Origin of the sequence: Runella zeae DSM 19591, assembly GCF_000423565.1 — a bacterium.
Classification (GTDB): Bacteria; Bacteroidota; Bacteroidia; order Cytophagales; family Spirosomataceae; genus Runella; species Runella zeae.
Genome location: NZ_KE384037.1, coordinates 55530 through 73180, shown reverse-complemented (window position 1 = coordinate 73180; position 17651 = coordinate 55530). Strand labels below are relative to the sequence as shown.

Annotated in this window: 13 protein-coding genes; 7 read left to right on the top strand and 6 right to left on the bottom strand. The window is 42.5% G+C overall.

Translation table 11 applies throughout. The annotated features are described in order from the left end of the window. Nucleotides 1–31: 31 nt before the first annotated feature. A complete protein-coding gene (locus G563_RS37165) occupies nt 32–3310 on the bottom strand; it encodes a histidine kinase (protein WP_157585536.1) in 3279 nt (1092 codons plus the stop codon). Between the two features lie 262 nt (nt 3311–3572). Between G563_RS37165 and G563_RS0121230 the strand changes: the two genes are divergently transcribed. The 7 genes from G563_RS0121230 to G563_RS0121200 all read left to right on the top strand — a co-directional run bounded on the left by G563_RS0121230 (nt 3573) and on the right by G563_RS0121200 (nt 9369). Then, nucleotides 3573–3911 (top strand): LytR/AlgR family response regulator transcription factor, encoded by a 339-nt coding sequence (locus G563_RS0121230; RefSeq protein WP_028667073.1) that lies wholly within the window; start codon nt 3573–3575, stop codon nt 3909–3911. A gap of 342 nt (nt 3912–4253) precedes the next feature. Next, on the top strand, nt 4254–4790 hold the full coding sequence (locus G563_RS0121225; protein WP_037327769.1) for a collagen-like triple helix repeat-containing protein: 537 nt from the start codon (nt 4254–4256) through the stop codon (nt 4788–4790). A gap of 137 nt (nt 4791–4927) precedes the next feature. After that, the gene (locus G563_RS0121220) at nt 4928–5461 is read left to right on the top strand and encodes a hypothetical protein (protein WP_157585534.1); all 534 of its coding nucleotides are present in this window, start codon (nt 4928–4930) and stop codon (nt 5459–5461) included. 443 nt (nt 5462–5904) lie between these two features. Then, nucleotides 5905–6369, top strand: coding sequence for a hypothetical protein (locus G563_RS0121215; protein ID WP_028667070.1), 465 nt, complete (start codon nt 5905–5907; stop codon nt 6367–6369). Between the two features lie 58 nt (nt 6370–6427). Continuing rightward, entirely contained in the window at nt 6428–8218 is a 1791-nt protein-coding gene (locus G563_RS0121210) for an NHL repeat-containing protein (protein WP_028667069.1), read from the top strand. 64 nt (nt 8219–8282) lie between these two features. Continuing rightward, nucleotides 8283–8606, top strand: a complete 324-nt coding sequence (locus tag G563_RS0121205) for a hypothetical protein (RefSeq protein WP_028667068.1) — start codon at nt 8283–8285, stop codon at nt 8604–8606. Nucleotides 8607–8673: 67 nt separating this feature from the next. Further along, nucleotides 8674–9369 carry a hypothetical protein gene (locus tag G563_RS0121200; protein WP_157585532.1) on the top strand — a complete coding sequence of 232 codons (696 nt, stop codon included), beginning with the start codon at nt 8674–8676 and terminating at the stop codon, nt 9367–9369. A gap of 796 nt (nt 9370–10165) precedes the next feature. Here the strand turns inward: G563_RS0121200 and acs are convergent. The 5 genes from acs to G563_RS0121170 all read right to left on the bottom strand — a co-directional run bounded on the left by acs (nt 10166) and on the right by G563_RS0121170 (nt 17613). After that, nucleotides 10166–12055, bottom strand: a complete 1890-nt coding sequence (acs, locus tag G563_RS0121190; RefSeq protein ID WP_028667066.1) for an acetate--CoA ligase — start codon at nt 12053–12055, stop codon at nt 10166–10168. 156 nt (nt 12056–12211) lie between these two features. Next, nucleotides 12212–14128, bottom strand: a complete 1917-nt coding sequence (locus tag G563_RS0121185; RefSeq protein ID WP_028667065.1) for a propionyl-CoA synthetase — start codon at nt 14126–14128, stop codon at nt 12212–12214. 24 nt (nt 14129–14152) lie between these two features. Beyond that, nucleotides 14153–14536 carry a response regulator gene (locus tag G563_RS0121180; protein ID WP_037327757.1) on the bottom strand — a complete coding sequence of 128 codons (384 nt, stop codon included), beginning with the start codon at nt 14534–14536 and terminating at the stop codon, nt 14153–14155. Between the two features lie 169 nt (nt 14537–14705). Then, complete coding sequence (locus tag G563_RS0121175; RefSeq protein WP_028667063.1) at nt 14706–17411, bottom strand: sensor histidine kinase; 2706 nt, start codon at nt 17409–17411, stop codon at nt 14706–14708. Then, nucleotides 17404–17613 carry a hypothetical protein gene (locus G563_RS0121170; RefSeq protein ID WP_028667062.1) on the bottom strand — a complete coding sequence of 70 codons (210 nt, stop codon included), beginning with the start codon at nt 17611–17613 and terminating at the stop codon, nt 17404–17406. Before G563_RS0121170 ends, G563_RS0121175 begins: the two co-directional genes overlap by 8 nt. Nucleotides 17614–17651: the final 38 nt, after the last annotated feature.

Genomic DNA, 17651 nt, shown 5'->3' with positions numbered 1-17651 from the left:
ACGAATGGTGTCGATTTTGAGTAAATGGAAATTAGAGCGGAATTTCGATGATGATTTTTGTCCCTTGTGCTTTGTCAAAAGCATCTTTCAAATCCACAATTTGAATTTTGGAGTGAGTCTTATAAAATTGGTTGATAAGGTCGATACGCTCAGCAGTTACTTTCATGCCAAATGATTTTTGCTTAGTCGCCGACTTGCTCTTAAATTGTGCAGCTTGCGCTCTTCCTACGCCGTCATCTATCACCATCACTCGAAGAAGGTTGTCGTGGGGCTGTTGTACATTTATAGATACCATGCCTCCTTCGGGTTTGTGCATTAGCCCATGCCAAATGGCATTTTCTACAAACGGCTGAATCAAAAGAGGGGGAATTTGAATATTTTCGGTATCTACCGAAGCATCTACCTCAAATTGATACCTTACTTTTTGTTGAAACCTCATGGCTTCCATTTCAATATAAAGCTTGAGGGTTTCGAGCTCATTCAATAAAGTAACTTTTTCGGAACGAGAATTTTCTAACACAAGTCTGATGAGTCTCGAAAACTTGCTCAGGTATTCGGAAGCCGTATCGGCATCGTTGCGAGCCGCAAAATACTGAATGGAATTAAGGCAATTGAAAATAAAGTGAGGGTTCATCTGGGCCCTCAATGCCGCGATTTCTGTTTGGGCGATGTGCTGTTGGTATTGCGCCTCTCGTTGTTGACGCAGCGCTTCTTGGGCTTCAAGGCGGCTCTTGAGGGTTTGTTGGGCTAGCCTATATCGATAAAGAGTATAAACAATGGCCGCTGCTGCTACCGCTAAAAGGGATATAAACCACCAAGTTTTCCAAAAAGGGGGCTCAATGATGATACTAATAGTGCGAATGTCTCCCCAAGTCCCCTCAAAATTGGCTCCTTTGATTTGGAGGGTGTATTTTCCTGGCGGTACATTGGTGAAGGTAGCCAAAGGGATGTTGCCACACATCACCCATTCTTTGTTGAAGCCTATGAGTCGATAAGCGTACTGATTTTTATGGTTTTGGGTGTAGGAGAAAGCAGAGAAGCCAATCGTAAAGAAGTTTTGGTTATAATCTAGGGTAATTTGAGATGTTAAATTAAGATTTTTTGCCAGAGGTAGTTGTTGGTCAAATACCTTTAGAAAACTGAACACGACTTTAGGGGTTTGTTTTGTACGACGAATATCGGAGGGGTAAAATCTAAACTTGTCAAAAAAAAGTTCACCTTTATCTCCCTTTACAAACGTTCCAAACTGAAAAATCCGTAAATCATATTCGGCACCTAAATACTTAATTTGACCCGTTTCGGGAATATAGTGTATGAGTGCATTGGCACTTTTTAACCATACGGAGCCATCATCGGTAAGGTGAATATTGATAACAACATCTTTGGGATCGAGAGCGACACGTTTCCACTGATCCGTCGAAAAATCATACTTCCAAAGTCCGTGATCAGTAGCCGCAATCCAAACTACTCCTCTTTTGGGGTCTTCTACTATTTTATTAATAGAAATATTGGTAACAGGCGAACTTTTGTAAATAGCATCTTTGAGAATTAATTTATCGGTTTTAGGGTCATACCACCGTATCAGGTTGTCGTCCCAGCTCCCCATCCATACTATCCCTCTGTGGTCGACCATAGCGCACCTGAGGCGTTGATTATTTATTTCCTTTTCTATACTTTTTATATTGGTAAAAGTACGAGAGGTAGCATTGTATTTGATGAGCAACCCTTCGGTGCTGGGAGTAGCGTAGGTGACGGGTATCCATATATTTCCTGCTTTATCGGGTGTAATACTCATGACTTGATAAAGTTCATGGGTATGCAATAGGGTGTTTTGGATAGGCACTTTGATATTGAGCATTCGTTGCTGTCTTAAATCCCACTGCCATATACTGCCTCCCTCTATTTTACCCACAAACCAAATGACCTGATTGATACTATCTGCATATGCCTGATTGATGATTTGTTCTGGTTTTTTCGGAATAGGTTGTTTCAAAAGGGAGGTTATTTGCTCGCTTTTTTCGTTGTAGCGGGCGAGTACAAATCCTTGTGGGGTTTCGTATGTAAAATACAAATACCCTTGGTGTTGACACAGTATTCGTACTTTATCATATTGTATTTTGAGGGGAATTCTTTTGAAGAGCTGATTTTCGAGATTGAGATAAGCGACCGAAGCATCGCCGTTGGCGATTGCTTTGCCTATCCACACGGTATGATGAAGGCCTATAAATGAAGAATTTGGGTGAGTTGGTGGAGAATATTTGTCTCCTGGAATGTGGGGATAAAGATGGAGCGTTTCAGAAACAGTATCAAATATATGCACCCCTTGCTTAGTGATAAGAAGTAGTTTGTGGTCAGTGAAAGGGTTAAGTTGATAAATCTGGTTGGCATCTAAATTGGGGAAATGATACTGCTTCCAAGTGCCGCTTGGGAGGTGGAAGCGGAGGAGTCCATAATGCCCCCATGCGCCTACCCACACGTTTTGGGCGCTCGAATCGGTCAATACACTATTGATGTCAAGCTCTTGAAAAGCTTGCGTTTTGCTTTTGGAATCTGGGTCATGGGCATTTCCTAATGGATAGCGGGTGAGTACATTGCTGCTAGGGTGATAATATCCAAGACAAGAGTGAGGACGGTGCTTGTCGGATGCGGTATATACCACCCCCCAAATCCTGCCTTTGGCATCTGTATGTAAAGGTTTCAAGAGTACCAATGAGGTATCAGAATCATATTGTTGGGTGTAGCCATTGAGAATAGCAGGAAGCTTAATATGTCTAAATTTCTTGTTTTGAGGATTAAATTCAAATACAGGAGCACGGACGTTGTTGGTGGTAGCAGGAAACAAAAAATAGATTTTACCGTCGGCCGCCGACGTACTTCCCCACACCTGATAATTTTGGACGAGAGGCGTGTGGAAAAACTCAAATTTTTCATTGATAGGAGAATACAGCGCCACGCCCTTATCGGTAAGCGACCATACCTGACCTTTGGGTGTGATATTGATACCATAATAAGACAGAGAATCATAAACTTTAGAATAATGCCCGTCGTAGCGTATCAAGGTCTGATTGTCGGCTACAAACCACAGATACCCTTCCCGGTCTTGCATTCTCATTTCTTTGGAAAAAGCTTGCTTTAAAATATCATTTTCGACGGTAAAAGGGTCAAATCTCAAATAAGGCTCTCCCACAATCACTTTAGAAGGAGCTAGGAATATAGTCTCAACACGTTGGGCTTTAGCATAGATGAAAGTCCAAATAAAAATAAAAGCAGTGTAAACGAATCGTTGAGCCAACATGTAATATTTTTTCAAATTCTAATTTAGATAGTAAAAAGAGGATGTCAAAAAATAGGAACCCCAAATGCTGAATCTCTAGGGCGAATGGTCGGATTTGTGAGGGAGAGACATAGACCTCCTCAGGATAAGGGCTTCTTTTATAAAAAATAAAAATGGTCGTTCGCCTACTAAACAAGTTCATTCACCCAAAAAAACGCACAACTCACCCGAGTTGGATGGAACTCGTTTTCTATTGCTTCTACCTTAGTATCAAGTTTAGACTAAACTTGTATCTTTTATGGAAACCTATTTACCCTCTTTGAAACCACAAAAACTGGTAGAAAAAACCGTGACAGAAGAAATCGTCCATATTGAAGGAGACGGTAACTATAGTCGGGTGGTGATGCTCAATGGACGTTTTGCGGTAGTGACCCAAAATATCCAGCTACTACATCAAAATCTTCCGCCTCAGTTTATACGGATTCATAAATCCTACGTCATCAATGTGCAGTATTTGGCAAAGATACTAGCTCGCCAAAAAATGCTCCTGCTTACCAACGGTATGAGGTTGCCGATTGCAAGGCGACGATACACAGAAGTGAAAAATATATTCAAGAATTATCAAAAATCGGCCTAGCTGGCGCTTGAAAGGATGCTAACTACTTATGAAATACTCTTTTGACCTTTCCCCAAAAAGCTTTCAGACTATTCCACGCAACAGCTAGGGATAAACGTTTACGAGTATTTTATAAGTAGATGAATTGATTGACCGAAACCCTGATTCGCTTCTTCTAGCTAGAAGTGGCAAGGGATTGGTTTGTTTATATAAAAATCTATATCTATAGATATAAAGTAATAATTTTTCTAAATATCCGCTCACCAAAATTGGGGATTTCGTAGCGACTATTTATGCCCGACCTTTGAAATGTTTTAAAACTCAATATCTCACCGCGACGGCGGTAAACAATACGTACTCATAATGAAAAAACTACGCTTCCTTTCGCTAGCACTTATAAGTGTTTCTATGGTATTTTTGTTGACTGCTTGCCCAGGGTCACAGGGAGAACCAGGGCCCGCTGGTCCACAAGGGCCTAAGGGCGATACTGGTACTCAAGGTCCTGCGGGGCAGAATGGCAATGCCAATGTGGTACAATTCACCTATGGCTCACGGGTATTTAATCCACTCGCTAATAATGAAGTTACTTACACACTAACAGGTATAACAGCGGATATGATTGGGAAGTCAGTCCTTCTTTTGTATTTGCAAAATTCGTTAGGGTATTGGTATCCTATACCAGGTGTTTTTGATGGTTCTTATGAGTACCGGACTATTATTCGGCCTAGTGCGAATTCAGTAGTAGCAATAAGAAGAACGGACAACACTACCGTAAGTCAGACATTCAATGCAACAAGAATTATTATCATTCCCGCCTCCGACTTGCGTAATGGCCGTAAAGCTGCCGTTGATTATTCCAAATACGAAGAGGTAAAAGCTTACTACAATTTGCCTGATTAAAGGTATAGTCCTCAGTTTTTAGGTGTAAAACATTATCCAAACTTACACGCTACATCAAAGCGCGTCATGGGAATGCCATGCTCTTAACTGTCCAAGAAAAGATAATTCAAGATAGTCCATCAAAACATCGAATGGCCATGAAATCTCAAATTCGTCCCTTTTATAGCACTGCTTTAGCGGCTATTTTCCTCACTACATTTCTCACAAGTTGCGGTCTATTTCAGAGCGCAGTGGAAGCCGCTTGGCCTTTGTTGGGTACTTACAAAATGAACAATATCCAACTGGAATTGAGATATACAGCCAATGGTGCCTATAATCAGAAGGGTACTACTACTCGTTTTCCTAATGATTTACTGGATTTTAGTACAGGTACCGTTACGATGGGCAATGCCACCTACAACTATCGCAACGAAAAAGTAAACGGCATAAAGAAAGTCGTATTTATCGACCAAAGCACCAAGGAAGACGTAGTGAGTTTCACATATACCCTCAACAACAACGCCCTTACGCTTACGTCCGACAACATCATCGTGGGTGCTACAGCTCGTGACAGAGCACAAGAGGCATTAGGTTGGGCGGCTATTTTTGGCTTTGGAACTACTACTTTTCCCCGCATTACGTCAGCTACGGATGCGTCTTATGGGGCGTTTATTATCAATGCAACCAAATAACACAAATCTTTCTCGTGGTCTAGATATACTTGCTCGACAAACCGAAAATTTTTCTTTAAGCCCCAAACAAGGTGAAGCTACGCTGAGCCTAACGCGCTCTATAACGCTTTCGAAAAACGGGTGGTGTTGACTTATCAAAACGATGATTGGAATAGTAGCTACCGTTTGCCCGAAGAGCTTGCTGGTAAGTTGAAGGAAAGAGCCGCTAAGAAGTTTCCATACAAGAAATGAGACAAGTATTGGGACAAATACACGGCATTATTTTCTTGTTTTTTTGAAATACAATCCAAGCCCCTAAAACATTTAGTCGCTGTATCAAAACAGCGGATGTAAAATTGATACGTATAGCCAAAAACGGTACTGTAAAAACTTCGCTTTGAAATGATTTGGAACACCAAAAAACGGCGGATTAGAAAGCGAAAGAATAAACGATAAAGTCGAATATGAAACTCTACATAACTCTTCAGTCGGAGGCTTTTCTTTGGCAAGATCTTGAGCGTTTGGCCCAAGAAAAAGAAGTACTAGCGGTGTTTCGCTCTCCCGAACCTCGGTTTGCAGTAGAAACCAAATACCCTAGATTTCGGATTCAAAAAGCCCGTGCTACTCGTTGGAGTACTGTTTTTTGGTCACAAATAACAGGCTCTACTCAGCAGTTTGAGACACATACACAGGTACAGATTCGGGTAGGCTTTACCTCCGAAGCACAACTGAGGAATGCGATTGCGGGTGTGTTTTTATTGGTATGGCCACCTTTCTGGTTCATGCTAATAAACCCCTCAAATTGGGTATGGGCACTGCCGTTGACGATTGTTTTTGGCAATGTCGTAGCTATCATTATTTATTGGCCTATCTGGACATTTAAGGATTTTTTGGTCAAACGCTGGAAGCTAAAACCTCAAAAGCATTGATTCATAGGTGTTTTGACTCATTTGAGATTCGCTACTTATTTACAAATTTTCCAATATTATGAAAAAACAACTCATTCTATCTCTAAGCCTTTTTTCTTTGTTGACAGTAGGGATTTTAAACTGTAAGAAAAAAGAAGACCCTGCACCTTCTAAACCAACAAATCCCGTTACTACCACAGCTCCTACACTCGACAATGCGGCCAATGCCACCGGCAGCAGCGATATCACCGCTACGAGTGCCAAAGTGAGCAGTACCCTCTCGGCCAACGGTGGGGCGGCTATCAGTCAGCACGGGCATGTATGGTCGGAAACCAACGCGGCTCCAACCACCGCCGATGCCAAAACCGAACTCGGTGCTGCAAGCGGGCCGTTTCCGTTGAAGTTTACCTCGGAGCTTAAAAGCCTCAAAGCCAATACGACCTATAACGTAAGGGCTTATGCGACTAACGATAAGGGCACGACTTATGGTACGGCGGTGCAGGTGAAGACGGCGCAGACAGGAACGCCGGTGGTGAGCGCAGCCGAATGGAAAACAGCCCGTTCTTTGGGCGAAGGTTTTGACTTTACCCAGACCAGAGACCTGCTTGCCGATGCCAACGGAAACTTTTACATATCAGGTTCTTACAACAAAGCAGGGAAAATAGGGAAGTTTTCGACAGGCTCCGGCTATGGCGGCTTCGTCGCCAAACTTGACGCTACAGGTGAACCCCTTTGGGTTATCGAACTTACCAGTACTTCGAGCAATGAAGTGTATGATCTTGATATGGATGCAGCAGGAAATTTGTATGCAGCCTTAAGTGCGGGTACACGTAATACGACATTTGGCTCTTTTACATTGTCTAACTCTGGTGCCTATATGGCAAAAATCACCCCCGATGGTAAGGTAGAGTGGGTACGTAGCTTTGGTTTAAGAGCGGGCAGTAGTACCCTCTCTTTAGGAGCTACTCATGTTGATGCTCAAGGTAATTGTTATGTCATAGAAAGACTCTTGGGGAATCAAAAAGCTACGATTGGTACATCCACCGTTACTGGGTCTGATCCGGCTTGGGTACTCAACAATGGTACCGAAGGTTGGGATCATGTGATAGCACGTTTCGACCCATCCGGTAAACTGCTTTGGAGTCGGTTATTTTCGGGGATAGGGCAGCAGGATGTCTATTTCGATGTGGATCCTAATGGGGATGTTTATGTCGGTTTACGATCATTCGATGGCGTACCATCGGTCGGGGGTACAGCACTCTCATCATCCGGTGAGTTTCTCTTAAAACTCTCTTCCGGCGGTTCGTTAGAATGGAGCAAAAACATCACTACTACTAAAACCCCCCACATAACTGACATATCCTGTTATTCAACAGGTGAGTTTGTGGTACACTCAGCTGCTTTGTCCGGTATTTCAATTGGCGGAGCTACTACTACCTCTACTAACCCCGTTATATGGGCAGTTTTTCGTCAGGATGGCTCTACTAAATGGGCAACTACTATGCCGGGTAGCTACCTTAACGGTGCAACATTCGATAATTCGGGAAATCTCTATACGGTTCATGACGGCCCTAGAAACAACCCTTTTACAATCGGTGATATAACCCTGCCTGCCCAAACCCCAGAAACGCAATATTATATGGTTGTAGCGAAATACAACCCTATGCAAAACAAATGGCTGTGGGCCATCCGAAACAAAAGTGTTACAGGAATCGGTGGACCGGGTTCGCCCTTTTTAGCTATCTCATCTACAGGCATACCATTACTCAGTTTATCACTACCAACGGGCGAGATACAATTCAGTAATACAATTAAAGCTACAATGTCGAGCCGATTTGGGGTTATTATTTCGACAATTGAGCAGAAGTAATTCAGGCAGTATGAATTTCGCTTCACCTTTTAAACAATATCCCCCCCTTTAAACATTTATTACTATGGCAAATCTGATTATTTATAATCGCGCAATTCAGTTGCTCACTTTTCACCCTGATTGGGTTGATGGATGTCCTGGTTGTCCGAGTCCAATCGAACCTTTGTTAATGCGAGCACAAGGTTTTTTACTCCGCGACATCGCCGGTGTATTAAAACAGCCTAAACTGGCAGAGCAACTACGCCAATTGGGACGCTCAATGGTTGTGAAATCATCTGGCCGTGGTGAAAAAAGCTTCGATAAAATTCTTGCTACTACTCTCCGGAACATAGCAGGTGAACTTAGTAAAGATGCCTTTGAGCAAGGGCGTAAAGCATGGATAATTTAATCCGGACAAATAAAATTACAGTTGGAGACTATAAAAAATCCTCTTTCAATACAAAATCAGAAAACGCATGAAAACAATCTTCACTTCTGTTTTAGCCATGTTTCTATTGGCTATCAATACCTTATGGCTCAATGGGTGCAAAAAGAAAGATGATCCGGCTCCCGGTTTGTCACAAAAAATCCAAAATATTGTTTCGCAAGCAGCTCTAAGCGATATGAAGGAAAAAGGAATGATTATTAATGAGGGAAATACTCCCCCCATCGTAGAAGGGGCTTTTCAGGTAAATCCAACGGTGTTGTTAGCTCCTTACGGACCAAATGACTCCTACAAAAAAGGCAAAGTAGTAAGAGACTTTCGGATTCGACTCACTAACCAGAAAAACGGGGATGTATTTTATGAGGAAAAAGAAGATAATATGACAGGTAGCCAATCCGGTACGGCGTCCTTCCTATCAGGAAATGGGAACAAATTTACCTTATTTTCAGAAACAACAGGGGTATCAAGCGGTATTAGCATTAAACAGCTTGTGGTGATTTCTGGTGAAATTTCGGGTACGGGTATTAAAAATTTTCAGTATGTCTTTACAATTACTCAAAAAAATGGAGACGAGACTAACACAAAACTTATCCCTATCAATCAGGCAAGAGTGTTTGAAGACGGGAATGGTTTGGCTGAAAAAGTAGCTAATTATCGTTTGTCGGCAGAAATTGTACAAAAAAATAGTGCCAACCAAAGAGGAGATATGATCAGTCAAGGCAATTAGGATAGTTTTCAATCAGAGCTAATAACCTGTCTCTACTGCATCGCAGCCGCGTCCGATACGATGACATTTTAGCAATTTGACTGGGTTGTTTGGCTCAGATCGATTCAATACGACTCAACTGGCAAACAACTCCATAACTGCGGCAATAATGTGCGCCGATTTTTAGAGCTGCTCCTAAGTGTCGCTAATAACCATCTCCCTCTTCAGAAATACTTGCAGAGGGGGGGCTACGTCATTTCTTGCCAAAATCATAAAATGGTGGAACTGTGATGTCGCTCCCAGAAAGCAGGGTTTAGGAATAGTTACTCAAAGATAGTCCCTTCTTTAGCAGAAAGAAGGGACTTAAAGAAACTTACTTTGTTGTTGATGAAGTATAATAAAAGTAATAAAGTACGTACTAGAATTACTATTGTGTTTCAAAGCTAATACAAAAATATGTGTTATAACAAATAATTTTCAAAATTATTTGTTATGTTAAATTTATTGTTTGTTTTTTTATATAAAAATTTATTTTTTGGTTTGTTTTTGAGCTTTTTGAAAGTAAAGTTTATTTATTTATCCAAATGGTATGTTTTTGTATATCTTGTTGTTTTGGTTTTAATAGCTCTTTTTTTAAACTAAAAAACTGAGTTTTGACAAATTTTTGAGAATATGTATAGTGTTTTTGATGTTGAATAAGTAGGGTTACAAAATAGTATTTTTTCTATAAAAAAAAGATGTCATAAGTTTGGCGTTTTACAAAAAAGCTGCTTTTTAAAAGCAGCTTTTTTGATACTAAGAGTGATTTGCCAATGCTTTACAGAGCTCCATCTTTGATGTCTTCTACTACACTAGGGTCGAGTAGGGTGGTAGTATCGCCTAAGTTGGAAGTATCTCCTTCGGCTATTTTACGCAGGATTCGGCGCATGATTTTACCTGAGCGAGTCTTGGGCAATCCCCTCACAAACTGAATTTTGTCAGGCTTGGCAATCGGCCCAATAATACGTGTTACAGTTGCCAAAATATCGCGTCTTGACAAGTCCTCGTCGTCGAGTAGATTTTCGCTAATCACAAAAGCATAAATCCCTTGTCCTTTAATATCATGTGGATAACCTACTACCGCACTTTCAATCACATCAGAGTGCATATTGATGGCGTTTTCGACCTCAGCTGTCCCGATACGGTGTCCCGATACGTTCAGGACATCATCTACCCGTCCTGTGATGCGATAGTAGCCATCTTCGTCGCGGAGACACCCGTCGCCCGTAAAATACTTTCCAGGATAAGTAGAGAAGTAAGTTTGGCGGCAACGCTCGTGGTCGCCCCAAGTGGTACGAATGATAGACGGCCACGGGAATTTAATGCATAAGTTGCCGCTCACGCCATTTCCTTCAATTTCATTGCCGGCCTCATCTACCAATACAGGTTGTACACCCGGAAGTGGTAATGTGGCATAAGTAGGTTTGGTTTTGGTAACACCTGCAATAGGCGAAATCAAAATACCACCATTCTCGGTTTGCCACCAAGTATCAACGATGGGGCAGCGGCCTTTACCGATGTTTTCGTTATACCAATTCCACGCTTCTTCATTGATAGGCTCACCCACCGAACCCAAAACTTTCAATGAACTTAAGTCTTTTTCTTCAACATATTTGAGGCCAAAGCCCATCAATGATCTAATGGCCGTGGGGGCGGTATAAAGAATATCCACTTTGTGTTTATCCACAATATCCCAAAAACGTCCTGCGTCAGGATAGGTAGGCACCCCCTCAAACATCACCGTGGTAGCACCGCTCAACAATGGGCCATAAACAATATAACTATGCCCTGTAATCCAGCCCACATCGGCAGTACAAAAGTGGATTTGACCGGGTTCGTATTGGAATACATTTTGGAATGTATAAGCCGTATAAACCATGTAGCCACCCGTGGTATGAACTACCCCTTTGGGCTTACCAGTGGAACCTGAAGTGTAAAGAATAAAGAGAGGATCTTCTGAGTCCATCACTTGAGCAGGGCAGTCGGAAGTGACTTGCTTCATTTCACTCTCCCACCATACGTCGCGCCCTTTAATCATAGAGATAGGGGTACGAGTGTGGGTGAGTACAATTACTTTTTGGACTGAAGGACAAGCGATGAGGGCATCATCGACAGTATCTTTCATCGGGATGTTTTTATTGCCCCGCGCTGCTCCGTCTGACGTAACGATGACCTTACAATTGGAGTCATTGATACGGTCGGTAAGAGATTGGGCCGAAAATCCACCAAAAACCACTGAATGTATGGCACCAATGCGGGCACAAGCCAAAATCGCTATGGCGGCTTCGGGCACCATCGGAAGGTAAATACACACACGGTCTCCTTTCTGAACTCCATTGCGTTTGAGTACATTCGCAAATCGACACACTTGGTCATGGAGCATTTTATAAGTAAGCGTTACGCTTGGATCAGAGGGGTCGTTGGGCTCCCAAATAATAGCAGGATGATTTCCTAATTCTCTGAGATGTCTATCGAGCGCATTTTCGGTAATATTGGTTTTGCCACCTACAAACCACTTCACATTAGGCTCTTCAAAATTCCAGTCTAATACCCGCTTCCAAGGTTTATGCCATTTGAATTCTTGTGCTACTTCTGCCCAAAAGCCTTCAGGGTCTTCCACACTATGTTGATAGGCAGCTTGATAGTCTTCAAAAGTACGTATACGCATGATTTATTGATGTTTTGGATTGATTAAGGTTAATGTAAGGAACGAGTGGTGATGAAATGTGGGTCTAAAAATAGCAAAACATTTTCCCGATTGAGTGAAAAAAATATCACAAAATTGCTAAACAAGTATAGAAAATTATGAAACCTATTGAGATTTTTATTCTCTAAAGCCTTTTCCTATCTTCCGTTTTTGGAGGGCTTCGGTGATTTCGCTCAAAATCGCAGGGTCATCGATGGTAGAGGGAATTGTATATGGTTCGCCATCAGCAATTTGACGCATTACTTTCCTCAAGATTTTGCCCGAACGCGTTTTGGGAAGACGTTTTACGATGAGTGCATTTCTAAAAAATGCTACCGCACCGATTTGCTCTCGTACAATGGTCACTAGCTCTGTTTCAAGAGTTTTTTCTTCAATTGCCACTTTGTCTTTGAGTACCACAAACCCCACGGGACGTTGACCCCGCAACTCGTCGGCAATTCCTACCACAGCACATTCGGCTACGGCTGGGTGTGATGCTACAAATTCCTCCATTTCGCCTGTCGAGAGGCGATGCCCTGCCACATTGATGACATCATCGACGCGCCCCATGATATATACATACCCGTCTTCATCTTTATACCCACCATCGCCCGAAAGGTAGTAGCCCGGAAATTTAGATAAATAAGACTGCTGAAAGCGGTGGTCGTCGTTCCACAACGTAGGTAGGCAGCCTGGCGGAAGCGGAAGCTTAATACAGACATATCCTTCGTGTTTGGGAGGAAGGGGATGCCCCTCTTCGTCCAAAATCTGCACATCAAATCCACAAACGGGCTTGGTAGCAGAGCCTGCTTTTACTGCTGACATTTCAACTCCTGTCATATTTGCAATCATAGGCCAGCCTGACTCGGTTTGCCACCAATGGTCGATGATAGGAACCTTGGTGATTTGTTGGAGCCATTCTAAAGTAGGTGGGTCGCAGCGCTCTCCTGCCACAAATATTTGTTTTAGAGAACTAAGGTCATATTTTTGGAGATGCTCGGCGGTAGGGTCTTCTTTTTTGATTGCTCTAAAAGCCGTAGGCGCAGTAAAAAAAACGTTGACTTTATGCGCGGCTATGATGCGCCAAAACGTGCCAGCGTCGGGAGTGCGAACAGGTTTGCCTTCAAACAAAATGGTAGTACAGCCCTGAATAAGAGGCCCATATATGATATACGAGTGGCCTACTGCCCAGCCTAAGTCTGATGCCGCCCAGTATATATCGCCCGGGGCTATGTCATACACATATTCCATCGAAAATTTCATAGCTACTGCATGACCGCCATTGTCTCTTACGATTCCTTTGGGCTTGCCTGTAGTACCGGAGGTGTATAAAACATACAGAGGGTCGAGGGCATTCAATACGGCACATTCGGCAGGAGAGGCTTGTTGTAGTGCTTGCTCAAAATCTATGTCTCGGTCGGTTTCCATGCTTGCGGTAGTCATGGGACGTTGTAGAATAAGACAATGCGTTGGTTTGAAGTTAGCTTGGCGGATAGCTTCATCAAGGAGTGGTTTGTAGGGTACAACTCGGTCAAATTCAATACCACACGAAGCCGATACCACGACTTTAGGGCGGGTATCGTCGATTCGGATTGCTAATTCATGAGGCGCAAAACCGCCAAACACCACCGAATGAACTGCCCCCAATCTGGCACAAGCCAGCATCGTAAAAGCAGCTTCTGGTACCATAGGCATATATATAATCACGCAGTCGCCCTTGGTTACTCCCAAATTGCGCAATGCTCCCGCCAGTTTTGCTACTTGAGTTTGAAGCTCACGATAAGTATATTTTTGAATTTGCTGAGTGACGGGCGAATCGTAAATAAGGGCTACTTGGTCAGCGCGGCCATTTTGTACATGATAGTCTATTGCTAAGTAGCAAGTATTGAGTTTGCCTCCCTCAAACCACCGATAAAAGCCTCGGGCATTGGTGGTGAGGATTTGAGTGGGGGACTCATACCAAGCAATTTTAGCCGCTTGTTGGCTCCAAAAAGCCACAGGACTAGCTAGACTGGCCTCATAGAAGTCAGCATACGATTGTATTGACGATTTCATGATTTATGAAATATAAAGTGCTTATTACAAGGTGCTTGTCGCAAGCGAATTTACCTTGGCTACCATGTCACGGGTCGAAAACGGCTTGGGTATATACAAGTCTGCCCCCAACTCATATCCTTTTTGCAAATCGATTTCTCGACTTTTTGAACTCATAAAAACAACTTTGATGTGCTGGTACGCTGGACTAGTTTTGATAAAAGTGCATACCTCATAACCGTTGACTTTGGGCATCATGATGTCTAACAAAACCACATCGGGAACTTCGCTACGAATGATGTCAAAAGCCTCTTCACCATCGCGAGCAATAAATACGCGATACCCTTCTTTTTTCATCAAAAACTCTAACGACATCAAAATATTGGGTTCATCGTCTACTATTAATATTTTTATATGCTGGCGTGTCATGCTAATCACATTTTCGGTAAAAACCTACAATCGCTTCAGTGTCAATAATGGTGTAAAGTAGAAAATTAATTTTTTGAAAATAAAATTAAGTTGCAAAAGTGGTATAGATGCTGATTCCTTTGGATTAATATTTTATAAAATGTTTATTCAGAGTGCTTTTGGGTGGTTTTTAGGATACCCTAGTGGGAATTTGAAGCGTAAAAACCGCTCCTTTGCCTAAGCTGCTCTGTACTTGAATGTCGCCTTCGCATAGTTCGATGATTTTTTTTGAAATCGCTAGCCCAAGCCCACTTCCTTTGACTTTGCGAGTTCGTTTGGACTCTGCTTGATAGAATTTATCGAAGATGAGGGCTTGCTGTTCAGGACTGATGCCGGTGCCATTGTCTTTGACGCTTATTAGTAAAATACCATTTTCTACTTTTGCCCCTACTTCAATTAAACCGTTTTGGGCAGGGCAAAACTTAATAGCATTTGATAGAAGATTAATCAAAACTTGCATCAATCGGTCGTAATCGCTGTAGATATTGCCCAACGAACCGTCATAAGATGTTTTGATAATGATTTCTTTTTCTTTGGCTAACTGCTCAATTGAGTTGATAGATTCGGAGATAAGGCTCTGAATCGAAAAAACTTCTTTAGAAAGCTGATAGCGACCTGTTTCGTACCTTTCCAAATCCAACACCTGATTGACGAGTCGGGTGAGTCTATCAGATTCTTTGATGATAGTATTCAGAAAATGTTGCTGTTGCGCAAGCTCCATGTCAGGATTATCGTGGATTATTTCGGACAAAGCCCGAATCGACGTCAGCGGAGTGCGGATTTCGTGGGTTACGGTAGCTAAAAAATCATCCTTTTGCTGCTCTGATACCCTAAGTTTGTCATTGGCCTCTTTGAGTTGATGCGTCAAAGCTTCTAGTTCGCGAGATTTTCGGGTAAGCTCCTCATTAACAGTCTTCAGTTCTTGGGATGTTTTGAGAATATCAATTACTTCATCGACCGTAATGCGTTCTTCTTTAGCAACCGAAGCTACCACAATACGCGCAGAAGCCGCGCCAATCGCTCCGCTGAGCATTTTTTCGGCGTAGTTGACCAGCATGGGGTCGGCGTATTTGGTTTGGAGACTTAGTTTGTTGCGGCGAGCGTAGAGCGTAAGCGCCCTTTCGGCGCGTGGTTTCCCAAAAAATTTGCTCATGAGTGTCACAATGTCGGTAATGAGGGCTTTTCCGCGCCAAGCGACCGAGCGTTCATAGGATGTATCATATTTGAAAATATCAACAAATAAAGCCGCTTGGTTGTGCTCAAGGGCACTTTGACCGAAATGAAGCGAACCACATACGTAAAAAATCAAATTGAAAAACAAGGACCAAAATACCCCATGAGAAAGATTGTCCATGCCTTCAAGTCCAAAGAGCGCTTCGGGGCGTAGCCAACTGACGTGGGCAGGGCCATACGTTAAAAAATCAGTTGAAATAAAACCGTTTGAAACCATAGAAGGAATAATAAGGGTATAAAGCCATACGGTGCTTCCAGCCAAAATGCCGCCCATCGCACCTACCAGATTGGCTTTTTTCCAGAAAATCCCGCCTAAGGCGGCAGGGGCAAATTGCGCCACTGCTGCAAAAGAAACCATGCCTACCGATACCAACGAGTATTTGTCACTGACGTTTTTATAGTATAAATAAGCCAAGAGAATAATCCCCCCAATAAATAGTCGGCGGGCATTGAGTACAAAACTTCCGCCTGAACTTCCAAGCCGCTTTTGCCAGCTTGGACGGCCTACCAAAACAGGCATTAGGAGATTGTTGGTAAACATTACCGTAAGGGCGGTACACTCTACAATAATCATACTGGTAGCCGCCGAAAAACCTCCCAAATACGTCAAAAACGCCAATCCTTGTTGCTTGAAATGCAAGGGCAAAGCAAGTAGATAAGTATCAGAGGGGATTGTGTCGTTTTCGAAAATAAGCTTTCCGCTGAGGGCAATTGGCAAAACGAATATATTGATAATGAGCAAATAAAGCGGAAAAAGCCACTGCGCTTTGCGGAGATGATTTTCGTTGATGTTTTCTACTACCGTAAGTTGGAATTGACGTGGTAAAAACAAAATGGCAATCGCCGCCAATAAGCAGTGCCAAAACCAGCTACCGGTTTGTTGTTGAGGTAAAACAAAGAGCTTTTGTAGGTCAGGTACTTTAGCAGCGCGTGAGAATATATCCGTAAAGCCATTAAAAAGCCCAAAGGTTACAAATAAACCTACCGCAATGAAGGTGAATAATTTAATCAAAGACTCAAACGCAATCGCCGCTACAAGACCCTCATGGCGCTCGTTGGCTTCGAGTTTGCGTGTACCAAATAAAATGGTGAAAACAATGAGTGCTAACGCAATATAAAACGATTGGTCTGACCAAAACGATTGCGTAGCCAAAGGCTGATGCTCCGATAAAATCGAAAAACTCATCGTAATAGCTTTGAGCTGAATCGAAATATAAGGCACAATCCCCAACAAACACACCAAGGTGACAATACCGCCTAAGGTTCGATTTTTACCATAACGAGCCGAGATAAAATCGGCAATGCTCGTAATCCGCTGAACTTTACAAATCCGAATGATTTTTCGGAAAATGACCCACCAAAGGGGAATCAAAAAAGTAGGCCCGATGTACACACTCAAAAAATCAGGCCCACTTTCGGCGGCTCGACCCACACTACCATAAAAAGTCCAAGCAGTACAATAAACAGCCAATGATAAAGCATACACATAGGGATTGTTGACGAGGCTTCGATGTGCCACTGCACGACGTTCGGCCCAGTTGGCGATACCAAACAATACCAATAGATAAATCAAAGACAATGTAATAATCCACAAACTACTCATCGTCAGTATCTTGTTTGGGTTGGCGCACGAGCCAAGCAATGATTAAAATAATCCCCAACCAACCTCCAAAAAGAAAAACATAAAATACTGGAATCCCGCTTATAAAAGCATCATAATTGGCTATCGACAAAAGAGGCGTATTGAATATCGCCATGGTCAATATACATAAACAGGCCAACAATAATTCGCGGTTACGATTCATGAAAAAGGAGTGTATTTGGATTTAAGACCGTAAAGAGA

Excerpts from the sequence above, each read along its gene's own strand:
- G563_RS0121225 (WP_037327769.1), top strand. The coding sequence starts at position 4,254 with ATGAAAAAACTACGCTTCCTTTCGCTAGCACTTATAAGTGTTTCTATG.
- G563_RS0121170 (WP_028667062.1), bottom strand. The coding sequence starts at position 17,613 with ATGAATCGTAACCGCGAATTATTGTTGGCCTGTTTATGTATATTGACC.
- G563_RS0121230 (WP_028667073.1), top strand. The coding sequence starts at position 3,573 with ATGGAAACCTATTTACCCTCTTTGAAACCACAAAAACTGGTAGAAAAA.
- G563_RS0121175 (WP_028667063.1), bottom strand. The coding sequence starts at position 17,411 with ATGAGTAGTTTGTGGATTATTACATTGTCTTTGATTTATCTATTGGTA.
- acs (WP_028667066.1), bottom strand. The coding sequence starts at position 12,055 with ATGCGTATACGTACTTTTGAAGACTATCAAGCTGCCTATCAACATAGT.
- G563_RS0121185 (WP_028667065.1), bottom strand. The coding sequence starts at position 14,128 with ATGAAATCGTCAATACAATCGTATGCTGACTTCTATGAGGCCAGTCTA.
- G563_RS0121205 (WP_028667068.1), top strand. The coding sequence starts at position 8,283 with ATGGCAAATCTGATTATTTATAATCGCGCAATTCAGTTGCTCACTTTT.
- G563_RS0121210 (WP_028667069.1), top strand. The coding sequence starts at position 6,428 with ATGAAAAAACAACTCATTCTATCTCTAAGCCTTTTTTCTTTGTTGACA.
- G563_RS0121200 (WP_157585532.1), top strand. The coding sequence starts at position 8,674 with ATGAAAACAATCTTCACTTCTGTTTTAGCCATGTTTCTATTGGCTATC.
- G563_RS0121180 (WP_037327757.1), bottom strand. The coding sequence starts at position 14,536 with ATGACACGCCAGCATATAAAAATATTAATAGTAGACGATGAACCCAAT.
- G563_RS0121220 (WP_157585534.1), top strand. The coding sequence starts at position 4,928 with ATGAAATCTCAAATTCGTCCCTTTTATAGCACTGCTTTAGCGGCTATT.
- G563_RS0121215 (WP_028667070.1), top strand. The coding sequence starts at position 5,905 with ATGAAACTCTACATAACTCTTCAGTCGGAGGCTTTTCTTTGGCAAGAT.